General features: G+C 65.4%; 17 protein-coding genes and 2 tRNA genes. 8 read left to right on the top strand and 11 right to left on the bottom strand.

The annotated features are described in order from the left end of the window. Positions 1-62: 62 nt before the first annotated feature. A tRNA-Val gene (locus J3474_RS14340) sits at positions 63-137 on the bottom strand. 78 nt (positions 138-215) lie between these two features. On the opposite strand from J3474_RS14340, the gene J3474_RS14335 reads away from it, so the two are divergent. Next, positions 216-500: a DUF3297 family protein gene (locus J3474_RS14335; RefSeq protein ID WP_013833053.1), complete on the top strand. Its 285-nt coding sequence runs from the start codon at positions 216-218 to the stop codon at positions 498-500. A gap of 72 nt (positions 501-572) precedes the next feature. Here the strand turns inward: J3474_RS14335 and J3474_RS14330 are convergent, their stop codons facing one another. After that, positions 573-1241, bottom strand: coding sequence for a CHAP domain-containing protein (locus J3474_RS14330; RefSeq protein ID WP_207094617.1), 669 nt, complete (start codon positions 1239-1241; stop codon positions 573-575). Between the two features lie 128 nt (positions 1242-1369). On the opposite strand from J3474_RS14330, the gene der reads away from it, so the two are divergent. Further along, a complete protein-coding gene (gene der / locus J3474_RS14325) occupies positions 1370-2746 on the top strand; it encodes a ribosome biogenesis GTPase Der (RefSeq protein WP_013833055.1) in 1377 nt (458 codons plus the stop codon). 37 nt (positions 2747-2783) lie between these two features. Here der and J3474_RS14320 read toward each other — a convergent pair whose 3' ends face one another. Continuing rightward, a complete protein-coding gene (locus J3474_RS14320) occupies positions 2784-3959 on the bottom strand; it encodes an AI-2E family transporter (RefSeq protein WP_013833056.1) in 1176 nt (391 codons plus the stop codon). 139 nt (positions 3960-4098) lie between these two features. Between J3474_RS14320 and J3474_RS14315 the strand changes: the two genes are divergently transcribed. After that, entirely contained in the window at positions 4099-6180 is a 2082-nt protein-coding gene (locus tag J3474_RS14315; RefSeq protein WP_207094616.1) for a S9 family peptidase, read from the top strand. Here J3474_RS14315 and J3474_RS14310 read toward each other — a convergent pair. The 5 genes from J3474_RS14310 to J3474_RS14290 form a co-directional block, all read right to left on the bottom strand. Beyond that, complete coding sequence (locus tag J3474_RS14310) at positions 6170-7225, bottom strand: nitronate monooxygenase family protein (RefSeq protein WP_207094615.1); 1056 nt, start codon at positions 7223-7225, stop codon at positions 6170-6172. The two genes, J3474_RS14315 and J3474_RS14310, sit on opposite strands and share 11 nt — an antisense overlap. A gap of 16 nt (positions 7226-7241) precedes the next feature. Further along, the gene (gene bfr / locus J3474_RS14305) at positions 7242-7724 is read right to left on the bottom strand and encodes a bacterioferritin (protein WP_007011634.1); all 483 of its coding nucleotides are present in this window, start codon (positions 7722-7724) and stop codon (positions 7242-7244) included. 88 nt (positions 7725-7812) lie between these two features. After that, positions 7813-8007, bottom strand: coding sequence for a bacterioferritin-associated ferredoxin (locus J3474_RS14300; RefSeq protein WP_007011633.1), 195 nt, complete (start codon positions 8005-8007; stop codon positions 7813-7815). Positions 8008-8058: 51 nt separating this feature from the next. Further along, complete coding sequence (locus tag J3474_RS14295) at positions 8059-9321, bottom strand: DUF418 domain-containing protein (protein ID WP_242528414.1); 1263 nt, start codon at positions 9319-9321, stop codon at positions 8059-8061. A 17-nt stretch (positions 9322-9338) separates the two neighbouring features. Beyond that, positions 9339-10451: an SPOR domain-containing protein gene (locus tag J3474_RS14290; RefSeq protein ID WP_376706537.1), complete on the bottom strand. Its 1113-nt coding sequence runs from the start codon at positions 10449-10451 to the stop codon at positions 9339-9341. Between the two features lie 279 nt (positions 10452-10730). On the opposite strand from J3474_RS14290, the gene J3474_RS14285 reads away from it, so the two are divergent. The 3 genes from J3474_RS14285 to J3474_RS14275 all read left to right on the top strand — a co-directional run bounded on the left by J3474_RS14285 (position 10731) and on the right by J3474_RS14275 (position 13415). After that, positions 10731-11450, top strand: coding sequence for a ParA family protein (locus J3474_RS14285; protein ID WP_013833061.1), 720 nt, complete (start codon positions 10731-10733; stop codon positions 11448-11450). A 13-nt stretch (positions 11451-11463) separates the two neighbouring features. After that, a complete protein-coding gene (locus tag J3474_RS14280; protein ID WP_207094614.1) occupies positions 11464-12018 on the top strand; it encodes a hypothetical protein in 555 nt (184 codons plus the stop codon). An 89-nt stretch (positions 12019-12107) separates the two neighbouring features. Continuing rightward, a complete protein-coding gene (locus tag J3474_RS14275; RefSeq protein WP_242528413.1) occupies positions 12108-13415 on the top strand; it encodes a lipopolysaccharide assembly protein LapB in 1308 nt (435 codons plus the stop codon). Positions 13416-13547: 132 nt separating this feature from the next. Here J3474_RS14275 and J3474_RS14270 read toward each other — a convergent pair whose 3' ends face one another. Beyond that, the gene (locus J3474_RS14270) at positions 13548-14798 is read right to left on the bottom strand and encodes a dihydroorotase family protein (protein ID WP_207094612.1); all 1251 of its coding nucleotides are present in this window, start codon (positions 14796-14798) and stop codon (positions 13548-13550) included. After that, entirely contained in the window at positions 14795-15775 is a 981-nt protein-coding gene (locus tag J3474_RS14265) for an aspartate carbamoyltransferase catalytic subunit (RefSeq protein WP_013833065.1), read from the bottom strand. The genes J3474_RS14270 and J3474_RS14265 overlap by 4 nt, the downstream gene beginning before the upstream one ends. Positions 15776-15921: 146 nt before the next feature. Between J3474_RS14265 and sppA the strand changes: the two genes are divergently transcribed. Then, positions 15922-17808 (top strand): signal peptide peptidase SppA, encoded by a 1887-nt coding sequence (gene sppA, locus J3474_RS14260; protein ID WP_207094611.1) that lies wholly within the window; start codon positions 15922-15924, stop codon positions 17806-17808. A gap of 17 nt (positions 17809-17825) precedes the next feature. Here the strand turns inward: sppA and J3474_RS14255 are convergent, their stop codons facing one another. Further along, the gene (locus tag J3474_RS14255; protein WP_007011622.1) at positions 17826-17987 is read right to left on the bottom strand and encodes a hypothetical protein; all 162 of its coding nucleotides are present in this window, start codon (positions 17985-17987) and stop codon (positions 17826-17828) included. Between the two features lie 141 nt (positions 17988-18128). On the opposite strand from J3474_RS14255, the gene J3474_RS14250 reads away from it, so the two are divergent. Further along, a tRNA-Leu gene (locus J3474_RS14250) sits at positions 18129-18213 on the top strand. Positions 18214-18274 lie beyond the last annotated feature (61 nt).

The raw sequence follows: 18274 nt of genomic DNA, 5'->3' as shown, positions 1-18274 counted from the left end.
CGGCGCATTGATTGCGATCAATCGCGGAATTTCGGGATCTGTCCGAGAAACCATCCAGAGGATGGTGGGCGCGACAGGGATTGAACCTGTGACCCCACCCGTGTGAAGGGTGTGCTCTACCGCTGAGCTACGCGCCCGCTTCCAGTTGCGGAAGCGCGCCCCTAGACAACTCCGCGCGAATTGACAAGCGTCCATTGCCGACTAAAGCGCGGAGCATGACCGAAGAGACCAATTCCGGCCCTGACGTGCCGCCCGATCACATTGCCATCAACCCGAAGAGCGAGTTCTTCGATGCCGAAAAGCTGCGCCGCGGCATCGGCATCCGCTTCAAGGGCACCGTGCGCAACAATGTCGAGGAATACTGCATTTCCGAAGGCTGGGTGCGCGTGCAGGCAGGCAGGACGCTCGACCGTCGCGGCAATCCGCTGACGATCAAGCTGAATGGCCCGGTCGAAGCATGGTACGAGGATCTCGGCGAAGACGCGCCGGTCGCCAAGTAGGCGCTCTTCGCTAGGCAGAGTTTCGGGGCCGGTCCCGCGATCCCGCACAGGACCGGCCCCTTTCGGGTAAACTCAGTAGTTTCCGGCGATGATGGCGCCGATGGGGTCGCTGTGGCGGCCCTTTTTCTTGCCCTCACTCAGGGGCGGCGCAGATTCGGCCTGTGAGGCAATGCGGCTCGATCCGGCGTCCGGGAGCGATCCGGGCTGCGCGTTGTAGATGAAGCCCGCGACCGGCCAGTGCGATGCGCCCAGGTTGTGGGCCGGGCCGTACCAGACGCGCACTTCGCTCCAGTCGTTTTCCGGCGAGACGTCGAGCACGCTGACGTTGCGCTCGATCTTGCCGGGGATCGACCAGTTGGCGTGGCTTACCAGGATCGTGCGGGAATCGACGATCTGCGTGACGGTTGCGACATGGCCGAGCGTGGAATTGCCATGCGGCTTGATCGCCAGGACGGCGCCGACGCGCGGTTCGAACCCCCGGGCGTAGCGGCCCTTGGCTTGATTCCACCAGGTATGGGCATCGCCATAGATCTGCAGGCCGGAAAGTTGCCGCGCAAAGGGCACGCATTCCAGGTAGTCGGAATTGCCCGCTGCGCCGGACGAGCCCGATGAAAGAGGGCGGCTGCCCGCGCTGCCGGAATCGTCGTTGGACACGATCGCGTCGATGGCGCTGCGGGCACTGGCCGGAGAGATTACGGCCGCGCTCAGAGCGAAAATGATTGCTGTGCAGTAACCCTTCATGCCTGCACGATCACCTAGGCACGGTTATCGTTTGCCTGCAAAATTGGGTTAACGGACCGGCAAGAATTTGCCGGATGTTTGCCGGGTGCTTGCCAAAGCCTTCGGAAATCCCCAAGCGAGTCGCCATCATGCTCCCGCAAGTCATCATCATCGGCCGGCCCAACGTCGGCAAATCCACCCTGTTCAACCGTCTGGTCGGCAAGAAGCTCGCGCTTGTCGACGATCAGCCCGGCGTCACGCGCGACCGGCGCTTCGGCGATGCCGAACTGCTCGGGCTGAAATTCCAGATCGTCGATACTGCCGGTTGGGAAGACGACGAGGCGGAAACCCTGCCCGGGCGCATGCGCAAGCAGACCGAGGCTTCGCTGGCGACTGCCGACGTTGCGCTCTTCGTTGTGGACGCGCGCGCCGGACTGACACCCCTGGACGAGGAAATCGGAAACTGGCTGCGGGCCTCTCCGGTGCCGGTCATCGTGCTGGCCAACAAGGCCGAAGGGCGCGCGGGCGAGGGCGGTCTGCTCGAGGCCTACTCGCTCGGCCTAGGCGATCCGGTGGCGATCTCGGCAGAGCATGGCGAAGGCATGGGCGACCTGTTCGAGGTCCTGTTGCCGCACCTCGAACCGCTGCAGCCGGTCGAGGAAGAAGACCAGGAATACGATGAGGAGGCGCTGCTCAAGGCGCCGCTGAAGCTGGCTATCGTCGGCCGCCCGAACGCCGGAAAATCGACGCTGATCAATCGCTTCCTGGGGGAAGACCGGCTGCTGACCGGGCCGGAGGCAGGGATCACCCGCGATTCGATCGCGATCGACTGGCTCTGGACCGATCCCAAGACCGGCGACGCGCGCGAGGTGCGTCTGATCGACACCGCAGGCATGCGCAAGAAGGCCCGCGTGGTCGAAAAGCTGGAACGCATGGCGGTGGCCGATGCGCGCCACGCAATCGACTTTGCCGAAGTCGTCGTCCTCCTGCTCGATGCGACCAAGGGGCTGGAGCACCAGGACCTCAAGATCGCCTCGAAAGTCCTCGAGGAAGGCCGCGCGCTGATGATCGCGATCAACAAGTGGGACGTGGCCGAAGACGCCTCGAAGCTGTTCAATGGCATTCGCGCCGCGCTCGATGACGGTCTTGCGCAAGTACGCGGCGTGCCGCTGCTCGCGGTCTCTGCGCGCACGGGCAAGGGCCTTGACGAGATGATCGCTGCGGCCTTCTCTATCCGCGAGGCTTGGAGCCGCCGCGTGCCGACCGCCGCGCTCAACCGCTGGTTCGACGATGCGCTTTCGGCGAATCCGCCCCCGGCGCCGGGCGGCAAGCGAATCAAGCTGCGCTACATCACCCAGGCCAAGACGCGCCCGCCGGGCTTCGTGCTGTTCGGCACGCGTCTCGACATGCTGCCCGAGAGCTATCGGCGTTATCTGATCAACGGCCTGCGGCGTGAACTCGGTTTCGAGGCCGTGCCGATCCGCATGACGCTGCGCAGCCCGAAGAACCCCTTCAAGAAAGACTGACCGAGGCCCGCGGGAGCGGCAGGCGCATTCGGCTGGCTTAGCCGGGGTGCGCCTCTGCTTCCGATTCGGCGGCCGCGTCCGCCTCGCCCTCGGCTTGCGCGGCCTGGGCGCGCCTGGCCGCCTCGGTGCCCTTGATATTGGTCAGGCTGCCTGCTCCCTTCGCCTCGGAAACGAGGTTCCACACAGCAATGAACAGCGCGGCGATGACCGGGCCGACGATGAAGCCGTTGAGACCGAACAGTTCGAGGCCGGACAGGGTGGCAATCAGGACCACGAAGTCGGGCATGCGGGTATCGCGGCCGACGAGGATCGGGCGCAGCAGGTTGTCGATCATGCCGATGATGAACACGCCGCAGAAGATCATCACGCCGCCTTCGACATAGTTGCCGGTCGCCAACAGGTAGCCCGCGACGGGAACCCACACGATGCCGGTGCCTACGGCGGGCAGCAGCGAGAAGAACCCCATCAGCACGCCCCACAGGAGCGCACCTTCGATGCCGATGGCCGAGAAGATCAGGCCGCCGACGAGACCCTGCATCACTGCCACGACAACGGTGCCCTTCATGGTGGCGCGCACGACCAGCATGAAATGATCGAGCAGCGCATCGCGCAGGTGCGGCCGCAGCGGGATCGCGGTGCGCACGAGTTCGCCGTAGCGTTCGCCGTCGCGCAGCAGGAAGAAGGTGAGGTAGAGCATCACGCCCAGCGCGGCGATGAAGCTGAGTGCCCCCTGGCCGACGATGAGGAGGCGCGAGGCGATGTCCTGCAGGCCGCTGGCGATGCCCGAGCCGAATTCGCGCCGTAGCGTCTCGAAATCGGTGGATGTGTAACGTGCCACCGTGTCGCCGATCTGGTCAGGCAGGGCGGTGCGGAGCCGTTGCAGCATGGCGCCAAGGTCGATCTGGCCACTGCTGATCCGGTCATAGAGCGACGTCGCCTCCTGCACGAGGCTGGCGCCCAGGAACAGGGCGGGCAGGATAAAGATTGCCAGCAGGAGAAGCAGCACCAGCGCCGCCGCCGTATTGGGCCTGCCGCCCAGCTTCACTTCCAGTTTGCGGGTCATCGGCTCGAACAGGATCGCGGCGACGATGCCCCACAGGACTGCCCCGAAATAGGGGGCCAGCAACCAGGCAAAGGCGACAGTGACAAGAATGACGAGGCCGATGAACGCGTAGTCTTCAAGGCCGTATGCTGAGGGGCGCTTTGTCTCCATTGGCGGAGCAATATCATGAAATCCGGCAATTCCATCCCCGATCTTCGCAGCTGCAAGACTGGGGTGGATTTTTTCGTCGAAGCGGGCGAGACAACAGCTCATCCCCCCACATCACGAGGTCGCTCTCTTGATTTCCACCATGAAATTTCGAATCGCCGTCAGCGCCCTGGCACTGGCGAGCGTCCCGCTGGCTCCCGCCGTTGTAGCGAAGCCGTCCTCTGCCGCCGCCGGGCCGCAGCGCAGTTTCACGCCCGATGACCTGTTCAAGCTTCAGGGCGTTACCGATCCGCAGATCTCGCCGGACGGTTCGAAGATCGTCTACGTGCGCAGCAGCGCCGACATCATGACCGACAAGGTCGAACCGTCACTGTGGCTGGTCGATGTATCCACGGGCGAGCAGCGTCCGCTCGTCGCCGGGCCGGGCGCGCATATGTCCCCTCGCTGGTCGCCCGATGGCAAGCGTATCGCCTATGTTTCGAGCGACGGCAGTTCCGCGCCGCAGCTTTACGTCCTGTGGCTGGCCAGCGGCGCGAGCGTCAACGTCACCGACCTGCCCGATAGCCCGGGCGCGCTGGCGTGGTCGCCGGACGGCAGGCAGATCGCCTATACCATGCGTGTTCCGGGCGAAGGTGAGAAGCTGGGCTCGCAGCCCGAAACCCGTCCCGAAGGCGCGCAATGGGCCGAGCCGCTGCAGGTGATCGACCGCGTAACCTATCGCTTCGACGGTGCCGGCTATCTGGAACCGGGCTTCGACCATATCTTCGTCGTTCCGGCCGACGGAGGCGCGCCGCGGCAGGTGACTTTCGGCAAATTCGACGATGGCGGTCCGCTATCCTGGACGGCTGACTCAAGGCGCATCGTCTTCAGCGCCAACCGGCACGAGGACTGGGAACGCGACATAAACAACTCGGAAGTCTACAGTGTCGACATCGCAAGCGGCGCGATCCGTGCGCTGACGACCCGGCAGGGCCCCGATGGCGGGGCGCTTGTCTCTCCCGATGGAAAGCACATCGCCTATCTCGGCTACGACGACGTCAACCGCTCCTACGAAAACTCCGATCTCTATGTCATGAATGCCGATGGCAGCGGCGTGCGGCTGCTGACACCGAAGCTCGACCGTTCGATCGACGCGCTGGAGTGGGCAGGCAACAACAGCCTCTACGTCCAGTACGACGACGAGGCGCAGACCCGGGTCGCCCGCGTCGGTCTCGACGGGTCGATCAAGCCGGTGGTGTCCGGCCTGACGCCCGGCGGGCACTACGACAGGCCCTACACCGGCGGCAGCTTCAGCGTCTCGAAGGGCGGACGTATCGCCTATACGGCCGGGACCACCAGCCATCCGGCGGACCTGTGGGTGTCGAACGGCGGATCGGGACGCAAGCTCACCGACCTCAACGGGACCTGGATGGCCGACAAGGCGATGGCGCCGGTCCGCAAGCTGGCCGTGACCGCACCCGATGGCAGGCCGATCGACGCCTGGCTGGTAACCCCTCCCGGTCTGCAGGCCGGCCAGCGCGCGCCCCTGATTCTCGAAATTCACGGCGGGCCGAACACCGCCTATGCGCCTGTCTTCGCCACCGATTACCAGCTCTACGCCGCGCATGGCTATGCCGTGCTCTACACCAATCCGCGCGGCAGCACGTCCTATGGCGAAGAGTTCGCCAACCTCATCGACCGCGCCTATCCGGGCACGGACTACGACGACCTCATGGCGGCGGTCGACGCGGCGGTCGCCGATGGGGTGGCCGATCCGGACAACCTGTTCGTGACCGGTGGTTCGGGCGGCGGCGTGCTGACGGCATGGATCGTGGGCAAGACCGACCGGTTCAAGGCCGCGGCCACGCAAAAGCCGGTGATCAACTGGATCAGCGAGGCGCTGACGATGGATTCCACGCCGTTCACCTCGCGCTACTGGTTCGACAAGAAGCCCTGGGAAGATCCCATGGCATACTGGAAGCGCTCGCCGCTCAGCCTCGTCGGCAACGTGAAGACCCCGACCCTGGTGGTTGTGGGCAGCGACGACTATCGCACGCCGGTCAGCGAATCCGAGCAATACTACGCCGCGCTGCAGATCCGCGGGGTGCCGACGGCGATGGTGAAGGTGCCGGGCGCAAGCCACGGCGGTATCGCCGCGCGGCCCTCGCAGTCGGCAGCGAAGGCTTCCGCGATCCTTGCGTGGTTCGACAAGTACCGGACCGGCGCCAAGCCCGCTAGCGAGTAGCCGCAAGCTCCGCGGCCAATTGGGCGACCAGCTGGGCGGCGGGCATCGGGCGGGAAAGGGGCGCCCCCTGGCCCGCCCATTGCGCGCCGAAGCCGCCTTCGCCTGCAGCCTTGGCGGCGACGTTCAGCGCCTTGCCCGCATGATAGGCGCGCGGATAGGGCGCGACCGGTGGCAGAGCTTCGCTTGCGGCCAATGCGGTGAAGCGATTGGCAAGGCAGCGGGCCGGACGGCCGGAAATCGCCGCAGTCATCGTCGTGTGGCGCGCGCTTTCGCTGGCAAGCGCGGCGCGGTAGGCGGCATCCGCATTGCTTTCCGGGCAGGCGACGAAGGCAGTACCGAGCTGTGCGGCCACTGCTCCCAGATCGAGCGCGGCGCGAATGCCGGCGCCGTCCATGATCCCTCCCGCGGCGATGACCGGCAGTCCGGACTTCGCGGCCAGCAGGCGGGTCAGGGCCAGGGTGCCGAGGCGGTCATCTGGCGCATCGGGATCGAACACGCCGCGATGGCCGCCCGCTTCCCACCCTTGAGCAACCACCGCGTCGATCCCGGCATCTTTGGCACGCCGGGCTTCGTCGAGCGAGGTAGCGGTGGCGAGCAGCAGGCATCCCGCAGCCTTGAGCGCTGCAATCGCCTCGGCTTCGGGCAGGCCGAAATGAAAGCTCACCACCGGCGGCGCGAGGTCCACGAGCGTAGACAGCATTTCGGCATTGCCGATAAGCGTCGGGTAGATCGTCTCGAGCTGTGCGGGCGGCTCGGCATCGAATTCGGCAAAAGCTGGAGCGAGGCTGTCCAGCCACGCAGCCTCGCGCGGCGGATCGGCCTTGCATGGCGCATGGACGAAGAGATTGACGCTGAAGGGACGGTCTGTCGCGGCGCGAAGCCGGGCGATGTCCTGCGCTGCGGCTTCGGGCGTCAGCGTGCCCACCGCGATGGAACCGAGCGCCCCGGCATTGCACACGGCCGCGGCGAGGGCGGGCGTGGAGGTGCCCGCCATCGGTGCCTGTATCAGCGGTATGGAAAGGCCCAGGCCCGAGATGAAGTCCAAGAACACCGCCTTGGCCTCACGATTCTCCTGCGGGCTCGCTCTGCAGCTGGCAGTAGTTCTGGATGCCCATGCGCTCGATCATGTCGAACTGCTTCTCCAGCCAGTCCACGTGCTCTTCCTCGCTCTCGAGGATGCGCTCGAAGACCTCGCGGCTGACGTAGTCGCGCACGGCTTCGCAGTGGGCGATCGCTTCCTTGAGGAGTGGAATGGCATCGTGTTCGAGCGCGAGATCGGCCTTGAGGATCTCCTCGACGTTTTCACCGACGCGCAACTTGCCCAGCGCCTGGAAATTGGGAAGGCCGTCAAGGAACAGGATGCGATCGGCCAGCACGTCCGCGTGCTTCATTTCGTCGATCGATTCGTGGCGTTCGTAAGCGGCGAGTTTCTTGATGCCCCAGTTGTCCAGCATCCGGTAGTGGAGCCAGTACTGGTTGATCGCGGTCAGCTCGTTGAAAAGAGCCTTGTTCAGGAAATCAATGACTTGTGGGTCGCCCTTCATCGCGCGTGCTCCTTTTCAAACGAGCCGCGAATATGGGCGCCGGGGGTTGGCCTGACAAGGCCGACTGGCGCAAAATCAATGGCGTGGATCAATGGGCGGTCATGGCCGCCGACCGGTCTCCGCATAGTTCGTCGGCGATGATCTCTTCCGCTTCCTCGAGGCACTGGCGGCATTGCGGGGTGCGGCCAAGGGCTGCGTAGAGCGTTTCGGCATTGCCCTGACAGCAGCGCGCGGCCGCCCTCAGGTCGGTTTCCTTGATAGCATTGCAGATGCAGACATACATGGGCGAATCCTCTTGCCCGTCATCATACGCAAATGAGAATGGATCGCAATATCATTTTGAAATCGCGGAATTGCGACGGTTTTCCAGAAGTTTGCGTATGACAAGCGAGCGCCAGAGCCATTCCAGCGGTCCGCGGCGGCAATGGTGAAGCCACGGTTCGCTCCAGGCCAGCATGAGCGTCCAGCCCAGCACCACGAACAGCCATTGTCCGGCCGGGCCGACCCGGCCGAACAGGTCAAGACCCCAGCCATAGAAAATCGCGGTCATCACTACGCTTGTGCAAATGTAATTGCTGAAGGCCATGCGGCCGGCGGCGATCAGGCGCTGTCCGATTCGCGTTCGCGCCAACGCCGGCGTGGCAAGCGCGAGAATCGCACCGTAGCCGATGGCGCACAGCACATGCGGTACGACAAGACCGTGCGATATCAGCATGTACATGGCGATGGGCGGGAAATGGCGCGGCCAGGCCCAGACCAGCGCGGCCAGGGTGAGGGCCAGTCCTGAGGTCGTGCAGCAAATGGCGACGGCTTTCATGCGGTGCGCCGGCCAGTCGCCAGCGAAGAAGCCGTGCCGGTGCATGGCCATGCCCAGCATCATCAGCGGAAGGATCTCTCCATAAGTACTGCTGGCCATGGTGAAGAGCCAGAACGGGTCGTCCCGCAGCTTGGCGATCACGATGTCGAGATAGGAGGATGTATAGAGCGCCAGCTCTCGCGCGCTTTCGTCCCAGTACAGATCGAGCCGGGCCAGCACCGCCTGTTGCTGAGCGATTGTCGCCGTGCCCAGGCGAACCGCTTCCTCGGCGTGGACGACGGGCAGGGCGGCCATGATTTCCCAGATGTGCGTGGTCGCGAGGATGGCGAGCGCGAGGCCGAGTATCAGCCTGGTCGAAAGCTGGCGGGAGAGCAGGGCGACGATGCCGCAGGTGGCATAGACGAACAGGATGTCTCCCCACCACAGCAGCAGATAATGCAGCGTTCCGAAGAGCATGAGCCAGGACAGGCGGCGGACCTGCAGCAGTTCGCCGTTGCCGCCGATTGCCTCGATCCTCTCGCAGAAGAGCGAGAGGCTGGCCCCGAACAGGATCGCGAAAAGCGCACGCATCTTGCCTTCGAAGAAGACGAATCCGAAAGCCCAGGCCGCTTCGTCGGCAAGGCCGGCCTGATGCGGCAGACTGGGCGTGATCGAATTGATGCTCGGGCCGGCGAAGCCTGCGATGTTGATGGCAAGGATGCCCAGCACGGCAACGCCGCGGATGAGATCCAGCGTGACCAGACGCTCGGCACTGCCTGCGATCGCCCTGGGCGACTGCAAGGCGAATGCCGCGTCGATCAGTCCCTCACGGGGAGGCAGGCGAAACCGCCCGCCGTCAGTCTTGAGCAGGCCGCGTCGGCCTCGCTCTTGGATGCGAAACCGCCGGCCTGCAACTTGGTGAGCCTTCCTTCGGGCACGAGCATCTTTGCGCGTCCGGCGAGTTCGGGGCGCCTGCCGACCCTGGACCAGAGCTTGTCGGCATTGCCGGCCACGCCGAATGCGCCAAGCTGGACCCGCCAGGGGCCGCCGGTTGCAGGTGCATGTGCCGGGGCGGGCCTTGCGGCATCCACGGGCTTGGCCGGAGCCGGGTTCGCAAGGACCTTTGCATTCGTGCCTGATGCGGATGGCATGGCGGGCGCCGGAACGCTCCTGCGCGTGTAGTCGGCCCCGGCGGTCGCCGGGTTGGCGCTGCCGGTCGCGCGCACCGCTTCGGCTACGGCATTCTCGGCGGCGACGATCTGCGGGGGGCGTACGTTGCCACCACTGGTGGAGGTGGGCAGGGTGCCGTTACCCAGCTGGGCAGTCGCGCTCTCCCGCTCCCGCGTGGCCTGCGCGTCGGCGGCGATGCGCGAGGCGAGGGCAACGCTCTTCTGGCGGTCCTCCAGCGCAATGTGCTCGTCCATCTGCTTGAGGGCATTGGTTGCCTGTTGCAGGCCGGCCTGCTGGGCAAGGCTGACGAGGGCATAGGCGCGAACCCAGTCCTTGGCGACATAGTCTCCATTGAAGTGCGCAACGCCGATGATGTACTGCGCCCGCGGATCCCCGCGCGCGGCGGAGGATTCGAGGTAAGGCATGGCCTTGGCCTGTTCACCGTCCTGAAACAGCAGCAGTCCGTAGATGTCGGAGGCCTGAATGTGGCCCTGCGCGGCGGCCTTGCCGAAAAGATCCTTGGCCTTGGCAATGTCCTCCGGCACGCCCCGGCCCATTTTATAGGCCTGGGCGAGGTTGAACTGCGCGTCCGGATCACCCGCGGCTGCCAACGGTTTCCACTCCCTCACGGCAGCAGCGTAGTCGCCCGCGCTCCACGCGTCGACTCCTGCTTTGACGTCGGCCAGGGCCGGGGCGGCCATGAGCGTGGCCAGAGTCGCGCAAAGGCCCAGATTGCGGAAAAATCGGAGAAACTTCTTCACAGCGAAAATTACTCGTTGATTGCCGCCAGGTTCCGCAATGGTAAGCGAAACTACGGTGCGGGTACCAGTCCCCGGATCCGGGCGGCGCCGATTTGCACTGGCCGGTTTCCTAAACGGGAATGGTGAAGGGGATCTTTCCAAGGCCGGAAAAACCGCATGACGACGCGAAATCGGATCCCGGTAGCCATCCGGCATTGATTAACCGGAAATTAGGACCGATCTGCGATCCCACCTCTCGAGACTTTTACTGCGTATCGCAACTTCTCGGGGGACTTTGATTTGCGAGTACTGGCTTTGGCATCGCAAAAGGGCGGTTCCGGCAAGACCACGCTTTCGGGGCATCTTGCCGTTCAGGCCCAACGCGCCGGCGCTGGCCCGGTCGTCCTGATCGACATCGACCCTCAGGGATCTTTGGCCGATTGGTGGAACGAACGTGAAGCCGAATTCCCGGCCTTCGCGCAAACGACGGTCGCCCGCCTTGCGAGCGACCTTCAGGTCCTGCGCCAGCAGGGCTTCAAGCTGGCCGTGATCGACACGCCGCCTGCCATCACCATGGCGATCCAGAGCGTGATCTCGGTTGCCGAACTTATCGTCGTTCCGACCCGTCCCAGTCCGCATGACCTGCGCGCCGTGGGCGCCACGGTCGACTTGTGCGAACGGTCGGGCAAGCCGCTGATTTTCGTGGTCAACGCGGCAACGCCCAAGGCGCGCATCACCGCAGAGGCCGCCGTCGCCCTGTCGCAGCATGGCACGGTCGCACCGGTCACGCTGCACCAGCGCACGGATTTTGCCGCCTCGATGATCGATGGGCGCACTGTGATGGAAGTCGATCCCAACGGGCGTTCCTCGCAGGAAGTCACGGCCTTGTGGAACTATGTCGCGGACCGTCTCGAAAAGAATTTCCGCCGCACCGTCTTCTCGGCCCCGATGGGCGCGCCGATGGTTCAGGGCAATCATCGTCCCGTTGGCGGCTTCGGTCGCCGCGTAGCCGGTTCCTGAGGGGGGAGAAGGCATGAGCGAGCCACGCGATTTCGCCTCGCTCTCGCCGAGGCTTCTCGCCCGCAAGGGCGGTGCTCGGCCGGCGATGCGTCCGCAGGATACGTCGAAGTTCACCGCTGGCGGGATCCCGATCGATCCGCACAAGATGGACGACCTGGGCTGGAACGACTTTGGCCAAGGCCACGGCGGCGGCACTGGTGCGGCACCCGCGCCGAGGCCGGCATCGCGCCTGACAGCCAACCGTCCGACGCTCGCGCATTCCGAACAGGCTCCGGCCCGTAACCATGACGAATCGGGCGGCGTCCATGAGGTGCCCGATGTGCTGCGCCAGATCGAGCAGCTGGCTCATCGCATCCATCGCAGCGAACCGCCGGCGAGGACCATGCCGGAGGGCCGCCGCGCCGCTTTCACACTGCGCCTCGATGCGGAACGGCATTTCCGCCTCAAGATGGCCGGCGTGGTTCTCAACCGCAGTGCGCAGGTCCTCGTGACCGAGGCGCTCGACAAGTATCTTTCTGAAATGCCGGAGCTGTTCGCGCTGACCGGCACTGCGCGCAAGCCTAGCTGAAGCAGGCAGAGGGGGGCAGAACAATGCGACGTTTAGAAAACCGGACCCGGACGACAGGGCTGACTTTATGCTCGGCAATGGCGGTTGTCATGCTTTCGGGCTGCGCCGGGCAGTCGCCGTTCGCATCGAGCGCGCGGGCGCCGGTGGCGCGCGGCCTCAACGATGCCGATTCCGGCGCCGCCGTGGCTCGCGCGGAACAGCGCGTGGCCCGTTCTCCCGAGAGCGCCTCGGCGCGCACTGAACTGGCGCAGGCTTACCTTTCTGCCGGACGCTTCGACTCGGCGGCGACTACCTTTGAGGATGCCGTCACGCTGGGTGGGGATAACGCCCGCATCGGTCTCGGCATGGCGCTGGCCTATATCGGGGCAGGCCGCAATGCCGAGGCGATCTCGGTACTGGGCCGCTGGCGCAACGATATTCCGGCAAGCGACTTCGGCCTTGCCCTTGCCCTTGCCGGGCAGCCCGAAATGGGTGTTGCCGTGCTGACCGACGCAGTGCGCAGCGAGGACAACAACGTTAAGGCCCGGCAGAACCTGGCGTATGCCTATGCCCTTCAGGGACAGTGGATGCAGGCGCGGTTGATCGCGGGGCAGGATGTTCCGGCAGACCAGCTCGATGCGCGTTTGAGCGATTGGGCTTCGAAGGCTCGCCCCGATGCGTCGCGTGCCCGCGTGGCCGGCCTGCTTGGCGCGCCGCTGCGCGCCGACCCGGGGCAGCCAACCGCGCTGGCACTGGGCAACAAGGACGATGCAGTCCGGCTTGCACGTACCGATATTCCGACTCCTGCCTTCGGTCAGGCGCCTGCCGGTGAACTGCCGCCGGTGAAGACCGGCGAGAGCTTCTGGGGTGGTTCAGATCAGGCCGATCCGGCTCCGGCACCGGCCGCGCGTCCGGTTGAGCGGGCTTCGCTTGCTGCCGTCAACGAGGTTGTCGAACAACACGTCGAGACTGGACCCTCCAGCCGTTTCGTTGCCAAGCCGGTGATCCAGAAGGTCGCCAAGAGCGAAAGCAATTTCCAGGCTACTTTCGAACGGATGTCGACCGAGAAGATCGCCCAGCCCGAAAAGGCCAAGTCGAGCCGGTCCGAAATCCAGGCCCATCTCGTGCAACTGGGATCGTTCCAGTCTCGCGAAGGGGCCGAGCGAGCCTGGGGCATCTTCGTGAAGCGCAATCCTTCACTGAAGGATCACACCATGCGCATCACCGAAGCCGTCGTGAACGGCGCGCGCTACTACCGCGTGGCCGCTGAAGGCTTCGACCGGGCATCGGCGCATTCGCTGTGCTCTTCGGTCAGGAACCGCGGTGAAGGTTGCCTGGCCTATTCCGAATCGCAATCGCTGCCCGGCGCCCTGCCGAAGGGCGGCGCCGTAGGAGCCCCGCTGCGCGCGCGGCGCTGAAGTCTCCTACCCAAACAGTTCCATGTGAACCTTGCAGGCCTTCGTCTTCGGACGAAGGCCTCTTTTTTGCCCCGCTCGCCTTTCGGAGGCGGCAGGCGATAGCGCAGGCATTCATTTAGGGCCTCGATGGCCTCAGGCGGCGGGCTTCTTTGCCTTTACGGCAACGCCGCCCTTGAACAGCGCCAGCACGCGGCCCTGCATCGGTTGCTTGTCGAACGGGGTGTTGCCCGCCGCGGCTGCCATTTCGTCCGAATCGACGATCCATGGACGGTCCGGGTCGATCACGGCGATGTCCGCTTCCATGCCCTCGGCAAGGCGTCCGGCATCGACGCCCAGCAGCTTTGCGGGATTGGCGGACAGCAGCTCGAAAGCCCGGTTCATAGAGATCACGCCGTCGCGAACGAGCGTCATCGTCAGCGGCAGGAGCGTCTCCGAACCGGCCATGCCCGGTGCCGAATCGGTGTATGGCAGTCGCTTGTCCTCGGGGCCACGCGGATCGTGGCCCGAACCGATCATGTCGATGGTGCCGTCGGCGATGGCGGCGATCACTGCCTTGCGATCGGCCTCGGAGCGCAGCGGCGGCGAAAGATGCGCGAATGTGCGGAAATTCGCGAGGGCGAGGTCCGAGAGCATGAAGTAGGCGGGGCTGACACCTGCCGTGATCTTCGCACCGCGCTCCTTGGCGCGGCGCACGAGGTCGAGGCCGGCCGCGGTGGTCACCTTGCGGAAGTGGATTTTCGCGCCGGCCAGTTCGGCCAGGGCAATGTCGCGTGCGATTGCGAGTGCCTCGGCTTCGGCCGGAGCGCTGGGCAGGCCCAGGCGCGTCGCCATTTCCCCGGCGGTCGCGACGGCCTTGCCGACGAGTCCGGAGTCCTCGGCATGAGTCACCACGACCATGTCGAGCATCCCGGCATATTGCAGCAGGCGCAGCATCGTGCCCGAATCGCGGATCCAGCTGCGCCCGGTGGCGACGGCGCGTGCTCCGGCATCACGCATCAGCGCGATCTCGGCCAGCGAATCGCCTTCGAGATTCTTCGTCGCTGCGGCGAGGGGGTGGACCCAGAAATCAGGCTTGCCCGATTGCGCGGCAAAGCGCACGCGGGCCGGAACGTCCAGCGGCGGGTCCTGGTCGGGCATCAGCGCCGCGCGCGTCACTCCACCGAAGTGGAAGGCGGGCTTGTCGATCGAGAAGACGGCCACGTCGACGAGGCCGGGCGTGACCAGCTTGCCGCCCGCTTGGTGGACGATGTCGCCCGCCTGCGGCGAAACGTCGCCAATGGCGGTGATGAACCCGCCTTCGCAGCGGATATTTCCGGCCTCGATCCGCCCGTCGGGCAGTACCAGCTTGCCGCCGGTGACGGTCAGGGGTGCGTGGATGCTCATGCCCAGCCCTCCAGTCCGCGCGCCTTGCGGGTCAGTACGTCGAGGCAGGCCATGCGGATCGCCACGCCCATTTCGACCTGCGTGGTGATCATCGAACGGTCGACGAGGTCGGCGACATTGCTGTCGATCTCGATGCCGCGGTTCATCGGGCCCGGGTGCATGACGAGGGCGTTGCTCTCTGCCTTGGCGAGACGCTCCAGCGAAAGGCCGTAGAGGTGCCGATACTCGCGCGGGGACGGGATGAACTGGCCTTGCATGCGCTCCAGCTGGAGGCGCAGCATCATGACCACGTCGGCATTCTGAAGGGCCGCGTCGAAATCGTGGAAGACCTGCACGTTCATCCGCTCGATATCGGCGGGCATCAGTGCCGGGGGCGCACAGACCCGCACTTCGGCGCCAAGCGAGGTGAGGCACAGGATGTTCGAGCGGGCGACCCGGCTGTGCAGGATGTCGCCGCAGATGGTTACGCGCAGGCCGTTGAAGGCGCGTTTGGCCTGGCGGATCGTCAGGGCGTCGAGCAGGGCCTGGGTGGGGTGCTCGTGCTGGCCGTCACCGGCATTGATGACGGGGCAGTCCACCTTGTCCGCGATCAGCTGGACCGCGCCCGAGCTGCCGTGACGGATCGCAATGGCATCGGCGCGCATGGCATTGAGCGTCATCGCCGTGTCGATCAGCGTTTCGCCCTTCTTCACACTCGATGTCGCCACGGCCATGTTGACGACGTCCGCGCCCAGGCGCTTGCCCGCGATCTCGAAACTGAGAAGCGTACGTGTCGAGTTCTCGAAGAAGGCGTTGATGATCGTCAGGCCGGAAAGCAGGTCCCGCCGCTTCTGGGCATGGCGGTTCAGCTCCACCCATTGCTGCGCCTCGTCGAGGAGGAACATGATCTCATGCGGGGCGAGGCCCGCGATGCCTACGAGGCCACGGTGCGGGAAGGCGGCGCTGCCTTCCGGATAAGTGAATTCTGGCGATGTCATTGAAGACGATGCCTTAGGCGTGCCTGCTCCCCGGCTCAAGCCGATTCGGCCCGGAGATGCACGATGTCCCCAGCCACTGCCCCCGGGACTTCTTTGCACTGCGCAGCGGGGCAGGTAAGGGTGCCCTCGGAAAGGCAGGTAATTTCATGCAATTCGCGCGCAAGGTCTGGAAGCTGCTGGTCGCCTTCAAGGATGCACTCGCCCTGCTTTTCCTGCTGTTGTTCTTCGGACTCATCTACGGCGCACTGGCGTCGCGGCCAACCCCGGGCCGTGTCGTCGACGGTGCACTGTTGCTCGATCTCGACGGAGTCGTGGTGGAGGAGCGCAGCGAGGTCAGCCCCTTGCGGCTCCTGCTGTCGGCTGAGGCTCCGGCCGGCGAGTACCAGGCTCGCGACATCGAACGGGCCCTGCGCGGCGCAGCCAAGGACGATCACGTGAAGGCGGTGGTGCTGGACATGTCGCGCTTCCTTGGGGGCGGCATGGTCCACCTGCAGGAGATCGGCAGGGCGATCGACGAGGTGCGGGCGGCCGGCAAGCCGGTCCTGACTTTCGCCAACGCATATGCCGACGACGGCGTCCTGCTGGCCGCCCATGCCAGCGAAGTGTGGGTCGATCCCATGGGCGGGGCCTTCGTAGCCGGACCCGGCGGCACCCAGACCTATTACAAGGGGCTGTTCGATCGCTTCAAGGTGAATGCTCACGTCTATCGCGCCGGAACCTACAAGAGCTACGTCGAGCCCTACATTCGCAGCGACATGTCGCCTGCCGCGCGTGAAGCCAACGCGGATCTCTACGGCTCGATCTGGGCGACTTGGAAGGCCGACGTGAAGCAGGCGCGGCCCAATTCGAAGGTCGAGCAGATTGCCGGCGACCCCATGGCCTGGGTCGAGGCTTCGAAGGGAGATTTCGCGCAAGGAGCCAAGGCTGCCGGACTGGTCGACCGCATCGGCGACAAGACCGAGTTCGAAAAGCGGGTTGCCGAGATCGCCGGGAAGGGGGCGGGCGGAGATGGTCCCGCCTATGCCCATACCCGCCTGGACACCTGGCTGGCGGCCAATCCGGCCAGGGCCGAGGGTGCCAGCATCGGCGTCATCACCATTGCCGGAGAGATCGTCGACGGCGAGGCGGGCCCGGGCAAGGCCGGTGGCGACCGGATCGCCCAGCTGCTCGATGACAACATCGATGAGGGCTTCAAGGCGCTCGTCGTGCGAGTCGATTCGCCGGGCGGCTCGGTCATGGCCGCCGAGCGCATCCGCCGCGCCATCGACCGCTACAAGGCGCGCAAGATCCCGGTCGTGGTCTCGATGGCGAACATGGCGGCCAGCGGCGGTTACTGGGTGTCCACGCCGGCCGAGCGGATCTTCGCCGAGCCGGGTACGGTAACCGGCTCGATCGGCGTCTTTGCCGTCGTCACCAGTTTCGAAAAGACCCTGGCCGATTTCGGGGTGACCAGCGACGGCGTGCGCACGACGCCGCTCTCCGGACAGCCCGACATCCTCGGCGGCTTCACGCCCGAGGTCGAGCGCATGCTGCAGGCGTCGGTCGACAACATCTACGGCAAGTTTCTCGGAGTCGTTGCCAAGTCGCGCAAGACCACTCCTGAAAGGATCGACCGGGTTGCCCAGGGGCGCGTCTGGCCGGGAGCCGAGGCGAAGGAGCTGGGGCTGGTCGATGAGATGGGGGATCTCGATGCCGCGCTGGCTTATGCAGCGAAGCAAGGCGGCGTGGGCAACGGCAAGTGGCACGCTGAGTACATCGGCGCGCAGGAAGGCCGCTTCGAATCGATGCTGCGGCGCATGTTTGCAGGGCCAAGCGATAGCGAAGCGGTCTACGACCTGACCGGCCAGGTCGCCGCGCGTCAGGAGGCTCGGGCACGGCGGATCGCAGCGCAATTTGCCGACCTCACGGGAAGCCGCGGAGCGCAGGCCTATTGCCTGGAATGCCCTGATCTGCCGTCTATGGACGATCCGCGCGAAGCGGGTCAGGGGCTGTCGCTGATGGCCAGGATCGGGGCCCTGGCAGGGCTGAAATAGCGCCGCTCAGGCGGCGTTCAGTCCTGCGGGGGCATTTCCTCGGGGGCCTCGTCCGGCTGGTCGAAATCCGGCGAATAGGGCGGCGCTTCCGCAGGTTGACCCGGCTCGGTCGGTTCTGCCGGCGGGACCGGGGTTTCGGGCGGATTGTTCGCGGGGACGTCCCCGGGCTGCGTCGCCATGGCTACCTCTCTGGTGCTGTTCGAACTCAACGTGGGGGCGAATGGATCGCCTCGCAAGGGATGATGACGAGTCGCAGCGCTTGCCCTTTTCCGCGCGTGCTTATAAGGGCACGTCCCTTGAGTTTCAGGCTTCATCCGAATGCGGGCGTGGCGGAACTGGTAGACGCGCTGGTTTTAGGTACCAGTATCGAAAGATGTGGGGGTTCGAGTCCCTTCGCCCGCACCAGTTTCGCCGCGGTGAGAGGATGGGGCGAGAGAGTCGGTCGCGCACGCGACCTAAAGGATTG

Source organism: Novosphingobium sp. PY1 (assembly GCF_017312445.1).
In the GTDB taxonomy this organism is placed as follows: Bacteria; Pseudomonadota; Alphaproteobacteria; order Sphingomonadales; family Sphingomonadaceae; genus Novosphingobium.
This window is presented reverse-complemented; position numbering and strand designations above follow the sequence as displayed.